The organism is Pseudomonas sp. SDI, from assembly GCF_003105155.1.
Classification (GTDB): Bacteria; Pseudomonadota; Gammaproteobacteria; order Pseudomonadales; family Pseudomonadaceae; genus Aquipseudomonas.
In genome coordinates this window covers 1-15,532 of the sequence record NZ_QETK01000049.1, presented here as the reverse complement: position 1 = coordinate 15,532, position 15,532 = coordinate 1, and the positions used below count along the sequence as shown (strand labels likewise).

Sequence of the window (15,532 nt, the reverse complement as noted above, 5' to 3'; positions counted from 1 at the left end):
GCATCGCCGATGGTAGTGTGGGGTTTCCCCATGTGAGAGTAGGTCATCGTCAAGATTAAATTCCGAAACCCCTATCTGCTAAGCAGGTAGGGGTTTTGTCTTTATGTAGAAGCATCAAGAATTCGCTGGCACGTCATACGACGCTCCGGCACACAGAATTTCTTGACGACCATAGAGCATTGGAACCACCTGATCCCATCCCGAACTCAGCAGTGAAACGATGCATCGCCGATGGTAGTGTGGGGTTTCCCCATGTGAGAGTAGGTCATCGTCAAGATTAAATTCCAAAACCCCTGTCTGCAGTGCAGACAGGGGTTTTGTCTTTTCAGGGCCTACACTCAGGCCCTGCGCGCGATGCGGCGTAGGTACGTACGTGGCGCATTCAGCTCAGCAAAGTCCTCACATTGCCCATTGCCTCATCGGCAAACCCCTGTAAAAACGTCTGGAACTCCGGCAATGTCTCAGGACCGCCTTCATAGGGTTGGGCCTTGATCGTCCAGGTTGCGCGGCTGTGTCCTGCACCCAGTGCCTGCACCTCCATCGCCGCCCATAGATTGCCGATATTCAGGCTGGTGTAGATCAGGCTCCAGGTCATGTTCATGGCCTGATCGTCGCGGCTGTTCAACTGCTCGATCACCACGTTACCGTCCTTGAACAGCTTTTTGCGCACCGAGCGCACGCCGCTGCCGGTCATCTCGCTATGCGCCAGCGCCGGAATGAACACCGGGAAGCCGGCAAAGTTGCCGACCATGGCCCAGACACTGGGCGCGGCGGCCGCGATCTCGACACTGGACACCACTGTGCAGCCTTCCGGGTTGCGGATCAGGGTATCGGGTTGAAGTGCTTGCATGCTGTATTGCTCCTGCTTGGGTTGGGGAAAGGGTCAGAGAAAGCCGATCTCGCGCAGGTACTGGCAGCCACGCTGCAACAGTGCCGGGGATTTGGCCGGGTAATGCGCACCCATGCGCCGCACACCTTCGCGGGCGTTGTGGTGCTCGATGGGTTGGATATCGCCGATGTCCTCCTCGAAGCCATCGAGGTAGAAACCGAGCACGTCGAACAGCGCGTTGTCGCGATCCACGCGCTGCAACTGACGTTGCCACTGCTCGACCGCCACCAGCTCGAACGGCCGGCCACTGTCGCGGAACGCCTCGACGTATTGCCGCCAGCGCAGTGGCTCGGGGTTGTGCAGGTTGAACACCGCCGCATCGGCCTGGTGCCGGCTGCTGTGGAAGGCGATGAAGCGGGCGAGGAAGTCCACGGGCATCAGATCGAAGTCCAGTTCCAGTGCCGGCACCTGGCCCAGCTGCAACGAGCCCTTGAGCATCAGCATCAGGCGGTTGCGGTGTGGCTGGCAGACCCCGTGTCGGCTGTCGAAGGCGATGTTGCCGGGGCGGAACAGATTGACCCGTACGCCCTGTTCGCAGGCCCGCTGCAGAATCCGCTCGCCGACCCATTTGCTCAGGTTGTAGCCATTGCGGATATAGATCGGTGGCGTCTCCACCGGCGGCTGCTCCAGCACCCGGCCATCGGCGGTCCGCGCGCTGCACGCCGACAGCGTCGAGACAAAGTTGAACAGCTTCTTGCTACGCCCCTCGCACAGTCGTAGCAGGGCAAACAGCGGCTCGACGTTATCGGCGGCCAGCGCCGGGTAATCGAGCACGTGGTTGACCTGTGCGGCGTTGTGCACCAGTGCGCCAAAGCGCCGGTCGAGGTCGTCGTAGTCGGCGGCGCTCAGGCCCAGTCGCGGCTGGCGCAGGTCGGCGTCGAGTACCCGCACGCGGCGCATGTCCAGGCCTTCCAGGCGGTTATCCACAAGCGCCTGATGGAAGCGTTCGGCCGCCGACTGCCCGGCGCTGCTGCGGACCAAGCAGGCCACCTCAGTGCTGCCCCAGTCGAGCAGCGCCTCGACGATGTGCACGCCGAGAAAACTGTTGGCGCCGGTCACGATCACTTTGTGTGGGTCGCCCAGTTGGCTCAGTGGCAGCGCTTGCAGATCGAGCGCGCGCTGGGCGTCGTGTAGCGCCTGCGGGTCGACCCGACCGACCTCGGCCGCTTCGCCACTGAGCAGCGCCGCCAGGCGTTGCAGGGTTGGCGCTTCGATAAAGCGGTTGATCGAAATGCCGCGCCCGAACTGTTCGCGAATCCCCAGCAGCAAGCGTGACAGCAAGATCGAGTGGCCACCGAGGTTGAAGAAACTCTCGTCGCTGGAAATATCCTCCTCGGGCAGTTCCAGCAGCTCGCTCCACAGCCCCAGTAACTGCCGTTCGAGCACGGAGCCGGGCGCCTGGCGTGCAGTGGTATTGGCCAGGTTCAGCGGCAACGGCAGCAGCGCGCGGCGGTCGACCTTGCCGTTGGCGGTGTAGGGCATCTGCGCCAGCACCTGATACAGCACCGGGCGCATGTAGTCCGGCAGTTGCTGCGTCGCCTGGTCGCGCAGCGCGGCCTCGGCACCGGCCTGGCGTGGTTGGGCAAGAAACGCCAGTACCCGTCGGCGCTCGTCGATCACCACCGCCACTTGCGCGAACAGGCGGCTGGCGCGCAGGCAATGCTCGATCTCTTCCGGTTCGACCCGAAAGCCGCGAATCTTCACCTGATTATCTTGTCGCCCGCAGATTTCGATGCCGTCGGCGCCCCAGTGGGCGATATCGCCGGTGCGGTACAGACGCAGGCGTTCGCCTTGTGGCAGATCGAGGTGAATGAACCGTTCGCGGGTCAGCGTCGGGTTATCCAGGTAGCCCGGCCCGACCCCTGGGCCGGCAATGAACAACTCGCCAGGGGTGTGCTGGTCCACTGGCTGGCGCTGCTCGTCGAGGATCAGCACCTGGGTGTTGGGCAGCGGCCGACCGATGTTGCGGCTGTTGTCGCCGCAGGCGAATACCCGTGTGGTGGCCAGTACCGTGGTTTCGGTCGGGCCGTAGATATTGTGCAACCGGCACTGGCCAGCCAGGCGCTCGATCACCTCCGGCTCGCAGACATCACCGCCGGTTACCAGGTGGCGCAGGCTGCTGTTGGCCGGTAGGTCGAGAATGCTCAGCAGCGCGGGCGGCAGGAAGGCATGAGTCACCTCCGCTTGGGTCATCAGGTCCAGCAATTGCTGTGGATCGCGACGCTGGTCTTCGCTGGGGATGACCAGTTCGGCGCCGCACACCCAGGTGGGCAGGATATCCAGCAACGAGGCGTCGAAGCCGATGGTGGAGAACTGTAGTACCCGGCTCTGTGTGCCCAGTTCGACGTGTTCGGCGTACCAGGCCTGGAAATGGCTGAGGTTACGTTGATCGAGCAGTACGCCCTTGGGTTGCCCGGTGGTGCCGGAGGTGTAGATCGCCACGCAGGCCTGTTCCGCTGCGGGGCGTTGCTGCATCAACCCCGCCAGCGGCGCCGTGGCCGCTGTTGGCAGCTGGCTCAGGTCCAGGCGTGGCAACTGCCGCGCGCCGCCGCTGAACTGGCCGTCATGCACCAGTAGCGCGACTTGCGCGTTGTCGAGAATAAAACCCAGGCGCTCGGCCGGATGGCTTGGGTCCAGCGGCAGATACACCGCGCCGCTGCCGAGCACCGCCAGCAGGCTCGCATACAGGGCCAGCGACTTCGGCAGGCACAGCGCAATCACCGGCGGTGCCTGGCCGGCGCACCTGGCGGGCAACAGCGCGTCCAGCTGTTGCTGGATCGCCAGCGCCTGGGCATGTAATTGCGCGTAGCTGATGCGCCGCCCGCCAAGGTTCAACGCCGGCAGGTGGGCGAAGGCCTGCAGGCTACGCTCGAGGCGTTCGATCACCGGTGTCTGGCTTTGCGCCAATAGCGCGGGTGCAGCGGTGTGGTTGAACGGGTGGACGAAAGCAATGTGCTCCAGCCAGTACAGGTCATGTTCCTGGGCCTGCAGCATCGGTCCGACGGCGGCGGCCTGGTGCAGGTAGTCGGGGTTGCGCGAGCAGCGGCTGACGTGCACTTCGACCAACTCAAGCAAGGTATCGATGGCCCGTCGGCGCAGTGCCTGACCATTCCCGGACGGCTCGGGCGCCAGCGGTTCGCGCACGATCAGCCGCTGCGCGGTGGCGCTGCCAGTCCAGCACAACAGTTCCAGCGCCGGCAATTGCCCGGCCGGCGCGGGGCTGCTGCCCAGGCGCAGGCCAAGATGGGCACAGTTGCCCAGTCGGCTTCGCTCGGTGGCGTGCAGTTCCAGGCTGCCGTCCTCGATGAGCAACTGCGGGTGCGACCGATACAGCGCCAGCAGGTCGTGCGAACGGGCGTGGTACAGCACGTGCCCGTGTGACTGCAGTGCCTGGTTGAGGGTCAGCAGCGCCGGGCTGCGGCCCACCAGGAGGATCTCGAGGCGTTTCATGGGGCGCTCCTTGGCGAGGGCAGGTAGTCGGTCAGTGCCTCTTGTACGCAGGGGCTGTCGAGCAGCGTGCTGGCGCGGAAAAAGCGCAGGATGTTGGCCAGCAGCGGGTGCTGGCGGTTGATCGGGAAAGCCATGCCCAGTGCTTCTTCACGCAACGCATCGCGCAGCGTTGCGCTGACGTCCAGGTGGTCGATGAGGGCAAAATCGAAGGCTTTCTGGATATCGTTGGTCAGGTACTGGCCGATGAACACCGGCAGCACCTGGGCAATGCGCTCGCGATCGACCGGCGCGGCGCCCTGCCAGTACCAGCGCACCAGTCGCGCCCAGAACGTCGAGTGGCGACCCTCGTCGAGCAGGTGATCGGCCATCAGCCCCTTGATCGACTGCTTGACGCTGTCATCGCGGGCGAACGCCGCCACGTCGTTGGTCAGGGTGTTCTCGGCGATGCCTACGCAGATCAGCTCGACCGCATCGCGCAGGTGCGCCGGGACCATTGCCAGGGCGGCGGGAATCGCCCGGCTCAGCTCGATCTCGGCAGGCAGTGGGATCGGCTCGATACCGGTCAGGGCGACCGCTTGCTGCATGAAGTCCATCGCCACCAGCGCGTGATAGTCCTCGTCCACCACCACCGTCATCGCGTCGTAGCGACAGGCGAATGGGAAGCGGATGGCAAAGCGGTCCTTGGCGATGGCACGCGCCGTGCGGTCGACAATCTCGGTTTCGAAAATCACCACATCGTTGATGAACTTGTAGAGGCTCTGCACCAGGGCGAAATCGCGCAACTGCGGGCATTCGCGCAGGAACGGCGCGCTGAGTACCAGCGGCTGACGGCTGAGCGGGTAGATCAGCCGCTCATCGTCTTCCAGCCGCCGCCGCGGACGGGTGCGGATGGTCGCGCGGTCCTCCCAGACCTCGGCGAAAGAGTGGTAGTCGATGGCGTTCATACGTGCGCCTCGGCCCCGGCCCGCATCGATACGCGCAGGCTGTCCCAGAAGGCGATACGGCTGTCCACCGCGACAAGCGCCGTTTCGTACACCTCGCGCTCGCGTTGCCGGTCGCCGGCTACAAGGCGTTCCAGTAGCTGCTCTGCCGCCGGGCCGTGGTCTTCGGCGTCGACTTCGATGTGGCGTTCCAGGTAGTAGCGGAAGGTCGGTGCCTGCTCGCCGGTGATGCCCCAGTCGTCGAGCAGGCGCTGGAACATCCGTGGAATGACACTTTCGCGCCCGTGCAGGAAGGCTGCTGCCACGGCGTGGGCGGGGGCGTTCAAGGCGATGTCGAGGGTCTGCCCGACAAACGCGCGGGCGGCGCTGCTGGCGCCGACCCGTTGTAGCGCGCCGAGGTAGCCGATGCCGTTGCGCTGCAAGGCGACGAACTGTTCGATGGTGGCCGTCTGCGCACCCACTTCGCGCATCGCATCCAGGTACAGCTCGAAGTGGCTGTAATGGCCATGGTCGAGACGGTCGTCGGACTCCTCACCGAGCACGATCTCGTTGATCAGCCGGGCGGCTTTCGGGTCCTGCGGTGGCAGCCAGGGCAGCTGGAGACAGGTGAGTTCGTGCTGCAGGCGCTTGGTCAGCGACATGAAATCCCACACGGCAAATACATGGGTTTCCATGAAACGTTGCAATACCGGCAAACAATCGATTTCGGCAAAGATCGGGTGTTCGGCCATCTCGGCTTTCTTCTGGTCCAGGCGTTGTTTAATCGAATCCATGGGGAACTCCTGTTCGGGTACATCAATAAGGCGATGGTTGTTTTAACTTTCTACGTTCGAACGGGTGCCTCGAACGAGAAAGTCGATGGCAGTAATGGTTGCGAAGAAAATCGCCAGCGGGCCTAAGCTAATTGTGCTGTAGGCCTTGTTTCATAGGGCTTGGCGAAATTTCAATTTAAAAGTTAGAGCAACTTTAAGGGCTTCTGCAAGTAACTTTTAAATTATATTAAGTGACAGCTTTATTTTGATAATAAGTGTCTATTCAAAACAATGAATATTGTTTTGTTTCCACGTGAGTGCTCCTTTCAGCTAACTCAAGCCAAAATAATTAACGAGGAGTGAATGCCTCACTCGGAGCACTGGTCAGACTAAAAAGCAGGTCAGGCGATCTATGGGGGGCAGCTGATCGGTATCGGCCCTTGCCCGTGGGCAGGCTCCTTTTCTGGTCGGCGAGAGACGCACGACCTGGCCTGTGATACGGCGATCAGCGGTCGTTGCAGGCATAAGAGTGTGCTGAAAACAGCTGCACTGCCATGGCTGAATAGCCACTGGCAGTGCCCAAGTGGATTGCGCGAGGAAAAGTACAGCTATTCGGATGGGGGCCTTACAGGCTCAGAAGACCCAGGTGGGTATTGATGATCTGCAGCAGTCGCTGTTGCCCGCGGGAGTCGCCGGGTTGCGGATTTGGCAGCTCGATCAGCTCAAGCTCGCGGTGGTTGTAGTCGCGCCAGCTGGCCAGGGCCGTGGCAGCCCCCGCGGGGTACAGGACAGTGAGGGGGATGTTCAGTGCCGGGTCCGAGGGCTCGGGCGCATTACAACTGGAAACAAATACATGGCGTGTGCAGCCGGGGAAACGCCGTTGTGCTGCCTCTGCCACCTGATAGGCGACGGCGCCGCTGGCGCCTTGGGCAAACAGTGCATGGGGGCTGCCAAGGTAGGTGGACAAGCGCTCGATCAACGCCGGCAGTGCCTCTGCGCCGCTCAGTTGGGCAAACATCGGCGTATCTACTGCCAGCAGTTCGATATGGTCGCTGAGCTGGCTCGACCAGCGGCGGAACTGCACCTGTTCGCCGACGCTGCTGGCGAAACAGATGAGACGGATCTTTCCCGCAAGGTCGTTAGGGTCACCGGCCCGACGGTGGAATTTGTGCGCGTACACGGCCTTTCCTTTCACTCGGCTGGTTTCGAGTGGGTCTTGCGAGCCGTCGCCACCTTGTGAGCGGATCGGGCGCGAATCAAGCGTTGTTTTGTTGGTTCAGGTAGTTGCTGATCGTACGTTTTGCGTTGTTCAGGTGCCGCTCCAGTACCGCCACGGCGTTGTCGACCAGCTTGTCGCTGGCGGCGTCGACCAGGCCGATATGATCGTCCTGGGTCAGTTTGCCAAGCCCCATCGACGACAGGTGGAAGCGCAGGAAGCGCTCCTCCTCGTTGAGCTCGATTTCAATCAGGCGCAGCAATTTGCGGTTGCTGGCCTTGCAGTACAGCGACATGTGGAACAGCCGATTCAAGCGGCCGATCTCGGCATGCCGGGTTTCGTTCTCCAGCTGGGCGATGTAGCCACGGGCCAGGGCGATGTCCTCGGCCGTCAGCAGCGGGATGGACTGGCGCAGCGCCTCGGTTTCGAGGATGACCCGCAGGGCATAGGTGTCGACGGCGTCTTCGCCGATCAACGGCGCGACCACCGCGCCCTTGTGGGCCACCACCTGCAGCAGCGATTGCGCTTCGAGCTGGCGCAGGGCCTCGCGCACCGGCATGCGGCTGACGCCGAACAGGGTGGCCAGCTCTTGTTGGCGCAGCGCCATGCCAGGAGCCAGTCGACCATCCAGGATTGCACTGCGCAGCCGCTCTTCGATCACACTGCGCGCGAGGTGGGGCGGGACTTGCTCGCCACCCAGAATGCTGCTCAAAGGTTTGGTTTTCTCGGCCACGCTGACTCGGTCCTGGTATCGGAGCATTTGATGATTGGATCCAATTACCCTAGAGAGGGAAGTTATCCTTGTCAAACCGGCCCGACCAAAGTGCGTTGATGCCACCTCAGCCCGGTGATGCGGTGGCTGGCGGCGGACCGTGCGGCTATCGTGAAGGAAGTCGCTGTGTAAGGGAAGCGCCCGCTCAGTGGCGCCGGTCGGGCGTTGTTGCACCAGGCTTCGTAATATCGAAGTGATTGTTCTGTGCCATTGTTTTTTCCCGGTTCAGGCGGCACCATCGTTTTCTTTCGAAACTGCGCGGATAGTTCGCCTTGGCGATACGTTGGGCTGTTGATCTGACCATGCGCCGGGTAGGGCTGGCTCTGTTGCTTGGCTGCGTCTTGCTGGGCAGCTTGCGCGCGGACTGGGATTTCTCCCAGATCAGCCGCAAGGCCCAGGCCCTCTACGGGTCGCTGGGTGCCGGGCAGCAACGGATCGACGCCTGGCAGCAGTTACTGGCCACCCAGAAGCAGTTGAGCGAGGCCGAGCGCCTGCAGGTGGTCAATCAGTTCTTCAACCGCCAGTTGCGTTATGAAGAGGACATCGACCTGTGGCATGAGGTCGACTATTGGGCGACACCGATCCAGTCCCTGATCAAGGGCGCCGGTGACTGCGAGGACTACGCCATCGCCAAGTACTTCAGCCTGCGCCGGCTCGGCATCGACAGCGACAAACTGCGCATCACCTACGTCAAGGCCCTGCGCCAGAACCGCGCGCACATGGTCCTGACCTACTATTCCAGCCCCGACGCCATGCCGCTGGTGCTCGACAGTCTGATCGACGCGATCCAGCCAGCCAGCCAGCGCACCGACCTGTTGCCGGTGTACGCCTTCAACGGTGAGGGTCTGTGGCTGACCGGCGCCAAGGGCAACAAGAAAGTCGGCGACACGAAACGCCTGTCGCGCTGGCAGGATCTATTGAAGAAGATGCAGGCCGAAGGATTCCCTGCCGAGCCGGCCAACTGAGGAGCCCAGATGTCACTGTTCAAACAATTGCTGTTGGCCATCTGCCTGTTCCTGGTGGTCGCGTTCAGCGGTAGCTTCATGGTCAGCCTGGAAAGCTCGCGCAGCCAGTACGTCAATCAACTGCGTTCGCATGCGCAGGACGCAGCCACCGCGCTGGCACTGTCGCTGACGCCGAACATCGACGACCCGGCGATGGTCGAGCTGCTGGTCAGCTCGATCTTCGACAGTGGCTATTATGCGAGCATTCGGGTGGTCGACCTGCAGTCCAATGCTCTGTTGGTGGAGCGGCATGTCGAGCCGGATGCCGGCAGCGTGCCGGGTTGGTTCATCCACCTGATTGGTCTGGAGCCGGCCGGTGGCGATGCGATTGTCAGCCGTGGCTGGCAACAGGCGGCGCGGGTCGAGGTGGTCAGCCACCCGATGTTCGCGCTGGCCAAGCTCTGGCAGAGCGCCCTCGGCAGCCTGGGCTGGCTGCTGCTGTGTGGCGCGGCGAGTGCGGTGCTCGGCGCATTGCTGCTGCGCCGTCAGCTCAAGCCGCTGGACTACATGGTGGCGCAGTCGCACGCCATTGCCCGGCGCGAATTCCTCAGCCTGCCCGACCTGCCGCGCACCCCGGAGTTGCGTCGGGTGGTGCAGGCGATGAACCAGATGGTCGAGAAGCTCAAGGCGTTGTTCAAGGAGCAGGCCGAGCGCAGCGAGAAGCTGCGGGTCGAGTCCTATCAGGACAGCCTCACCGGGCTGGCCAACCGGCGCTATTTCGAGATGCAACTGAATGCGCGGGTAAGCAACCTCGACGAGGCGCGCCCTGGCTACCTGCTGTTGTTGCGGGTCAAGGACCTGGCCGGGCTCAACCAGCGGCTGGGCGGGCAGCGCACCGACCAGCTGTTGCAGGCGGTCGGTCAGCAGTTGCAGCGTACCTGCTCGAATTACCCGGAAACCAATAACCTGGTCACCCGCAGCCGTGGCGGCGAGTTTGCCGTGCTGGCGCCGGGGTTGGTGCATGACGAGGCGATCCAGCTGGCCCAGGCGCTGGAAGCGACCTTGCAGAGCCTGCATGCCACCGGTGCCTCCGACGTCACCCCGGTGGCCTGTATCGGCCTGGCGCCGTTCAGTCCGGGCGATGCCCCGCACGCGCTGCTCAAGCTGGCCGACGAAGCGCTGGCGCGGGCCGAAAGCCAGCTGGAACCGGGTTGGGTCTGCCTGGAGCAGGGCACGGCACCGCAGGCGGGGGATACCCATCATGCCTGGCACACCTTGCTCGACGAGGCACTGACACAGGGTCGCTTCGCGCTGTTCTTCCAGCCGGTGGTGGCCTGTGCCGACCTGGACAAGGTGCTGCACTACAAGGTGCTGTCGCGTCTGCTCGACGGGCAAGGCCAGACCATCGCCGCCGGACGTTTCCTGCCCTGGCTGGAGCGCTTCGGCTGGTCGGCGCGGCTCGACCTGCTGATGCTTGAACAGGTGCTAAAGCAGATGCGCAACCATGATCAGGCGCTGGCGCTTAATCTGTCGGCGGCAACCCTGGCCGACCCGAAAGCCCTGCAGCAGGTGTATGACCTGCTGGCGCAGCACCCGGCGCTGGGGTCGCGGCTGACGCTGGAAATCGCTGAGGAACAGTTGCCCGAGCAGTCGGTGCTGGAAGGTTTGACCCGGCGCCTGCGCACGCTAGGTTACAGCCTGAGTTTGCAGCGCTTTGGTGGGCGCTTCAGCATGATCGGCAACCTCGCGCATCTGGGCCTGGCGTACTTGAAGATCGATGGCAGCTATATCCGTGCGATCGACCAGGAGCAGCACAAGCGGATGTTCATCGAGGCGATCCAGGGCGCGGCGCACAGCATCGACCTGCCGCTGATTGCCGAGCGGGTCGAGACGGAAGGGGAACTGGCGGTGCTGCGGGAGATGGGCGTGTTTGGTGTGCAGGGGCAACTGGTGGGCGAACCCGCCCCCTGGCGCTAGGCCCAGAACACCCTATCGCGGGACAAGCCCGCTCCCACAAAGACCGCAGTGCCCCTGTGGGAGCGGGCTTGTCCCGCGATAGGGCCCTCAGATCAAGCCACCACTCTCTTCACTGTCATCGATCAAATTGCTCAACCCGCCCAGCGCTTCCCGCGCCGAACTGCGGTTCAGCAGTTTGGCCTGGGCGCCGGGTGGCAAGTCGGTGATGCTCAGCACACCCTTGGCCGTCAGCACCTCGATCAAGTCTTCCAGCACCCGAATCATGTCCAGGTCACTCTGCTTGAGCACGCGCAGACTGGTTTCGACCGTGTCGTCGGCAAACCACGCCTGAATCTCGGCATGATCGGCCGCTAGCATCTCCGTGTACTCCGCGTAGGCGGCGGCCTCTACCCGTACCAGTTGGCCCTGGGTGTCGCGTTGCACGTAGTACATGGGATATCCCTCATCAAATTCAGTCCGTCTGTGCCTTCAGCAGCATAGGCCAAGCGCACCAGGCTGTGTGCCTGGCGCGCGAGTATGCCTGCTGACGCGCCATGGCGGTCAACTGTTGGAATGATCGATCTTGATAGTCGGGTCGGCCCCGCTCACCAGCGAGTTGATCGTGGTATTCGCCCAGTTCACCCCTTCCAGCTTGATCGTCACATCCGCGTTGGCAATACCGCCCGCCGCGTTGAGCTTGCCCTCGGAGCTGACCTGCAGCGTCGATTCGCCATTGACCGTGGTGATCTTCAGGAAGTTGTCGATGGTGCTGGCCTTCTCGCCCTGCAACAGATCGCTCAGGTCGAGGCGGTCGCCGGCCGTCGGGTTGAAGTCCTTGATCACATCCTTGCCAGTGTCACCGGCCTTCCACACGAAGGTGTCGGCGCCGCTGCCGCCGGTCAGGGTGTCATCGCCCTTGCCGCCGATCAGGATGTCGTTGCCCTCGCCACCCAGCAGGGTGTCGTTGCCGGTCCCGCCCAGGAGGATGTCGTTGCCACGACCTCCGTCGAGATAATCGTTGCCGCCCTGACCGAACAGGATGTCGTTGCCATCCCCGCCCAGCAGGGTGTCGGCGCCGTCGTTGGCGCGCGACACGTCGAACTCGCTGACATGCTCGGTGATGTACTGGTGCAGTACCCGACCATCGACATCGCCCAGGGCCTTCCCGGTTTGCTGCGACACGTAGGCCTGTATCGCCTCGACGCCGTTACCGGCAATCGAGTTGAAGCTGATCAGGTCGCCGAAGATGATGTCGTGACCGTCGCCGCCATTGACCGTGTCGTTGCCCGGCAAGGTGGCTTCGGTATGCCCCAGGATCGCATCGGCGAGCTTGCTCGGGTCGATGTTGGCCTGTGGCGTCTTGTCGGAGTCGAACGGCTTGAGGTCGTCGAGCTTGACTCCGCTGTTCAGACCGATGGCTTCGACGTTGGACAGCCCGCTGAGAATCGCGAAGCTGGCCAGTGAGTTGTTCCAGGTATCGGTGCTGGTGTAGTTGCCTTCGCCATTGAGACTGGACAGCTCGTAGGTACCATCGCCCTGGGCATGGATAGTGCCCGAGGTCGCGGTTTTCCAGCCGTCACCGTAGTTGTACTGCGCGGTCAGCTTGCCGCTGGAATCGATGCTCACCCGGTTATAGGTGTCCAGCGAGTAGCGGGTCACGGTGTCGCCGATCTTGTAGTTGATCTGGCTCAGGAAGCTGTCCAGGGTGGTGTTGGAGTAGGCCAGCGTCGGGTTGGTCTGCTCGCCGCTCTGGTAGTAGGTCGGCTGACCGTCGGTAATGAAGAAGGTCTGGTTGCTGCCGGTGTTGCCGGCAGCCTTCAGCGCCTTGAACCAGTTGGCGGTGGTCTTGAAGGCGTCCTCATAGTTGGTACCGCCGTCGGACGACATCGCGGTCAGGGCGTTTTTCAGGGTTTGCAGGGCGGTACTGTCAGCCATGTTCACCGATACGGTGGTCTTGACCTGGGTGGCGAAGTCCACCAGCAGAACGTTCAGGGTGCCGGATTGCGCACCCTTGACGCTGTTGGACAGGGTGGTGAACACCGATTGCAGGGATTTCTGCGCGGTATCCACGGCGGTGTCCATGCTGCCCGAGGTGTCGACGATGAACGCCAGGTTGTAGTTCTGCCCTGGCACCACATGCAGGCCAGTAACGTCGGCGACGACGATGTCGTTGCCGTCGGTGCCGGTCCAGTTGTCGCTCTCGGTGGTGGCGTTGAGCGCGGTGTAGTTGTCGGCGTAGACCGTGACCTTGATCGTGCCCGGGGTCGAGGCCTGGTTGTTGTTGGCGGTTTCGGTGGCGGTCGAGGTGACCGACACATCGAAGCTGCCCTTGTAGTACGCCGGCGGCTTGATGCTCAGGTTGTTCAGGTTCCAGCCGGTGACGTCCACCGCGGTGCTGCCGACGGTCACGCTGTGCCCGGCATTGTCGCTGAGCACCGAACCGGTCGGGATGCCGCCCAGCTTGATGCTCAGGGTCTCCGACAGGTCGGTATCGGTCAGCGCGGTGCTGATGCCGACCAGCTTGACGCTGCCGTTCTCGGCGCCTTCGTTGAGCTTGTAGCCGTCGTAGTAGCCGTCACCGTTGCTGCCGTGCAGCTCCGAAACGTTCACGCCGGCGTTGGTCAGGTCGCCGACCCCGGTGTACAGCGGCACACCGGCGCTGCTCAGGTCGATGGCCGCACCGCCGTTCACCGACAGGTTGACGTCGTAGCTGCCGGGCCCGGCCTGGTTGTAGTGATAGATATCGAGGGTGTAGTAGCCGCTTTTGGTCGGCACGAAGGTGCCATTGAGCTGGCCACCGGCGCCCCAGGTGGTGCTGGCCACGTTCTTGCCACCCACGTTCACCAGCAGGCTGTCATCGCCAACCCCGGTGAACTTGTACGACTTGCCGGCTTCCAGGTAGATCAGCCCGGAGGTTTTCGAGGCGATACCGACGGTTACACTGCTGGCCGACACGTCGCTGGCGACACCGCTGGTTTTCGGCGTACCGGCGCCATCGATCACGGTTTTCAGGGTGCTGGCGCTGGCGCCATTGCCGTCGGTACCGAGGCCGTTGAGGCCGGTCCAGGTTTCCTTGATCAGACCGGTCGAGGTCACGGCATTGCTGCCGATGCTCAGGTTCGGTTTGTCGGCCACCGGGCTGATGTCGACTTTCAGCGTGGCTTCGTTGCCCAGCGCCAGGCCATCGGTTGGCTTGTAGTTGATCTGCGCGTAGTCGGCCATCTTGTTGCCCACGCCGCTGCCGCCGTAGGCATCGCTACCCGATTCGTTGGCTTTGGGCACGAACTTCAGGTTGCCGGCGTCGATATCGGCTTTGCTGAACACCTTGCCGGTATCGGCGGCGGAGAGGGTCTTCCAGGTCGCGCCATCCTTGTACTGCAGCGTGCCGTCCACTGGTAGCTTGGTGATGGTCAGACCGAGGTTGGCCGCCGGGCTGTCGACATCGGAGATACGGAAGTCGGTCCAGTTCAGTACCAGGTCGGTGTCTTCGGTACCGGTCACCGCGCCGCCGGTACTCACTGGCGCGTCGTTGACCGCCACCACGTTGACCGTGGTGGTCGCGGTGTTGGAGGTATTGACTCCGTCGGTCACCGTTACCGTGATGACCCGTGGCGTGGTGCTCGGGTTTTCGCTGGCGTTGCTGAAGGTGATGTTCTTGATCTGCTGGATGTAGTCGGCCAGCGAGGCATTGCCGGTGAGGGTCAGTACCACCTTGCCATCGGTCATGCTGGTGCTGATGTTGATGCCGGTGACCTTGTTGCCCAGGTTCAGCATGTCGTCTGGCTGACGGTTGGTGAGGGTGACGGTCGCGCCGGTCAGTTGGGTGCTGTCGATATCGGTGATCGACACGTCGATGTCGCCGATCGACACGCCTGAACCAGGTTGGTTCTCGGTGAAGGTGGTCTGGAAGTCGGCGCCGGTCTTGCCGCTGGAGTTGTTGGCGTCCAGGTCGAGAATCGGTGCGGGTTCGAAGATCTGCGTGGTAACGCTGCCCGCAGTACCGCTCACCACCAGGTTCTCGAAGTTGCCGCCACTGGCCGAGTCGACCTTGACGGTGAACTGCTCGGTGCCTTCGGTAACGTTGTCTTTCACCGTCGGGATGCTGAAGTCGGCCTTGTTGCTGCCGGCGCGGATGGTCACGGTGGCGACGCCGGTGTAGTCGCTGCCATTGGCGGCGGTACCGGTGTAGCTGAGTTTGACCAGCACATCGGCAGTGGCGGTGTTGTTCAGGGTGACTGTGTAGGTCGCTGTGCCGCCTTCGGCCACCGAGGTGGCGCCAGTGATACTGACGGTGGTGTCGTTGAGGGTATCGGTCACCTGGGTGACAGCCGGGGTGTCGTTGTACGACAGCGATTCGAAGTTGCCGCCGCTGGCGCCAGTGATCTTCGCGCTGACCGGGCCGGCGTCGAGGTACACGTCATCAGTTGGCGCGGCGACGTTGATGCTGTTCGAGGTTTGCCCGGCGCCGATGACGATGCTCTGGCCGTTGGACAGGGTCACCGTCACTGGGGTGTCGGCGGCGTTGTTCAGGGTCGCGGTATAGACGATCTGGCCGCCCTCGGCCACGGAGGTGCTGGCGCTCAGGCTAACCGTCGTAACGTCGGTTTTGTCG

At 62.9% G+C, this 15,532-nt stretch carries 10 protein-coding genes and 1 rRNA gene; 3 read left to right on the top strand and 8 right to left on the bottom strand.

The features are described from left to right. Positions 1-161 precede the first annotated feature (161 nt). Positions 162-277, top strand: a 5S ribosomal RNA gene (gene rrf / locus DCO48_RS22040). A 105-nt stretch (positions 278-382) separates the two neighbouring features. Here rrf and DCO48_RS22035 read toward each other — a convergent pair. The 6 genes from DCO48_RS22035 to DCO48_RS22010 form a co-directional block, all read right to left on the bottom strand. Further along, positions 383-850, bottom strand: coding sequence for an SRPBCC family protein (locus DCO48_RS22035; RefSeq protein WP_116552724.1), 468 nt, complete (start codon positions 848-850; stop codon positions 383-385). 33 nt (positions 851-883) lie between these two features. Next, positions 884-4,339: a non-ribosomal peptide synthetase gene (locus DCO48_RS22030; protein ID WP_116552723.1), complete on the bottom strand. Its 3,456-nt coding sequence runs from the start codon at positions 4,337-4,339 to the stop codon at positions 884-886. Further along, on the bottom strand, positions 4,336-5,283 hold the full coding sequence (locus DCO48_RS22025) for a diiron oxygenase (protein ID WP_116552722.1): 948 nt from the start codon (positions 5,281-5,283) through the stop codon (positions 4,336-4,338). The genes DCO48_RS22030 and DCO48_RS22025 overlap by 4 nt, the downstream gene beginning before the upstream one ends. Next, positions 5,280-6,053, bottom strand: coding sequence for a DUF3050 domain-containing protein (locus tag DCO48_RS22020; RefSeq protein ID WP_116552721.1), 774 nt, complete (start codon positions 6,051-6,053; stop codon positions 5,280-5,282). The genes DCO48_RS22025 and DCO48_RS22020 overlap by 4 nt, the downstream gene beginning before the upstream one ends. 604 nt (positions 6,054-6,657) lie before the next feature. Beyond that, complete coding sequence (locus tag DCO48_RS22015) at positions 6,658-7,212, bottom strand: thioesterase domain-containing protein (RefSeq protein ID WP_116552720.1); 555 nt, start codon at positions 7,210-7,212, stop codon at positions 6,658-6,660. 76 nt (positions 7,213-7,288) lie between these two features. Then, positions 7,289-7,981 (bottom strand): GntR family transcriptional regulator, encoded by a 693-nt coding sequence (locus DCO48_RS22010; RefSeq protein ID WP_116552719.1) that lies wholly within the window; start codon positions 7,979-7,981, stop codon positions 7,289-7,291. Positions 7,982-8,322: 341 nt separating this feature from the next. Here DCO48_RS22010 and lapG point away from each other — a divergent pair, with 341 nt between their 5' ends. After that, entirely contained in the window at positions 8,323-8,985 is a 663-nt protein-coding gene (lapG, locus tag DCO48_RS22005) for a cysteine protease LapG (RefSeq protein ID WP_165840820.1), read from the top strand. A gap of 9 nt (positions 8,986-8,994) precedes the next feature. Beyond that, positions 8,995-10,941: a cyclic di-GMP receptor LapD gene (gene lapD / locus DCO48_RS22000; RefSeq protein WP_116552717.1), complete on the top strand. Its 1,947-nt coding sequence runs from the start codon at positions 8,995-8,997 to the stop codon at positions 10,939-10,941. Positions 10,942-11,028: 87 nt separating this feature from the next. On the opposite strand, the gene DCO48_RS21995 is transcribed toward lapD, so the two are convergent. Together DCO48_RS21995 and DCO48_RS21990 are read right to left on the bottom strand one after the other, a co-directional pair. Next, positions 11,029-11,373, bottom strand: a complete 345-nt coding sequence (locus DCO48_RS21995; RefSeq protein WP_116552716.1) for a tryptophan synthase subunit beta — start codon at positions 11,371-11,373, stop codon at positions 11,029-11,031. Between the two features lie 108 nt (positions 11,374-11,481). Next, the coding region (locus tag DCO48_RS21990) for an immunoglobulin-like domain-containing protein (protein WP_116552715.1) at positions 11,482-15,532 on the bottom strand (4,051 nt) is incomplete at its 5' end.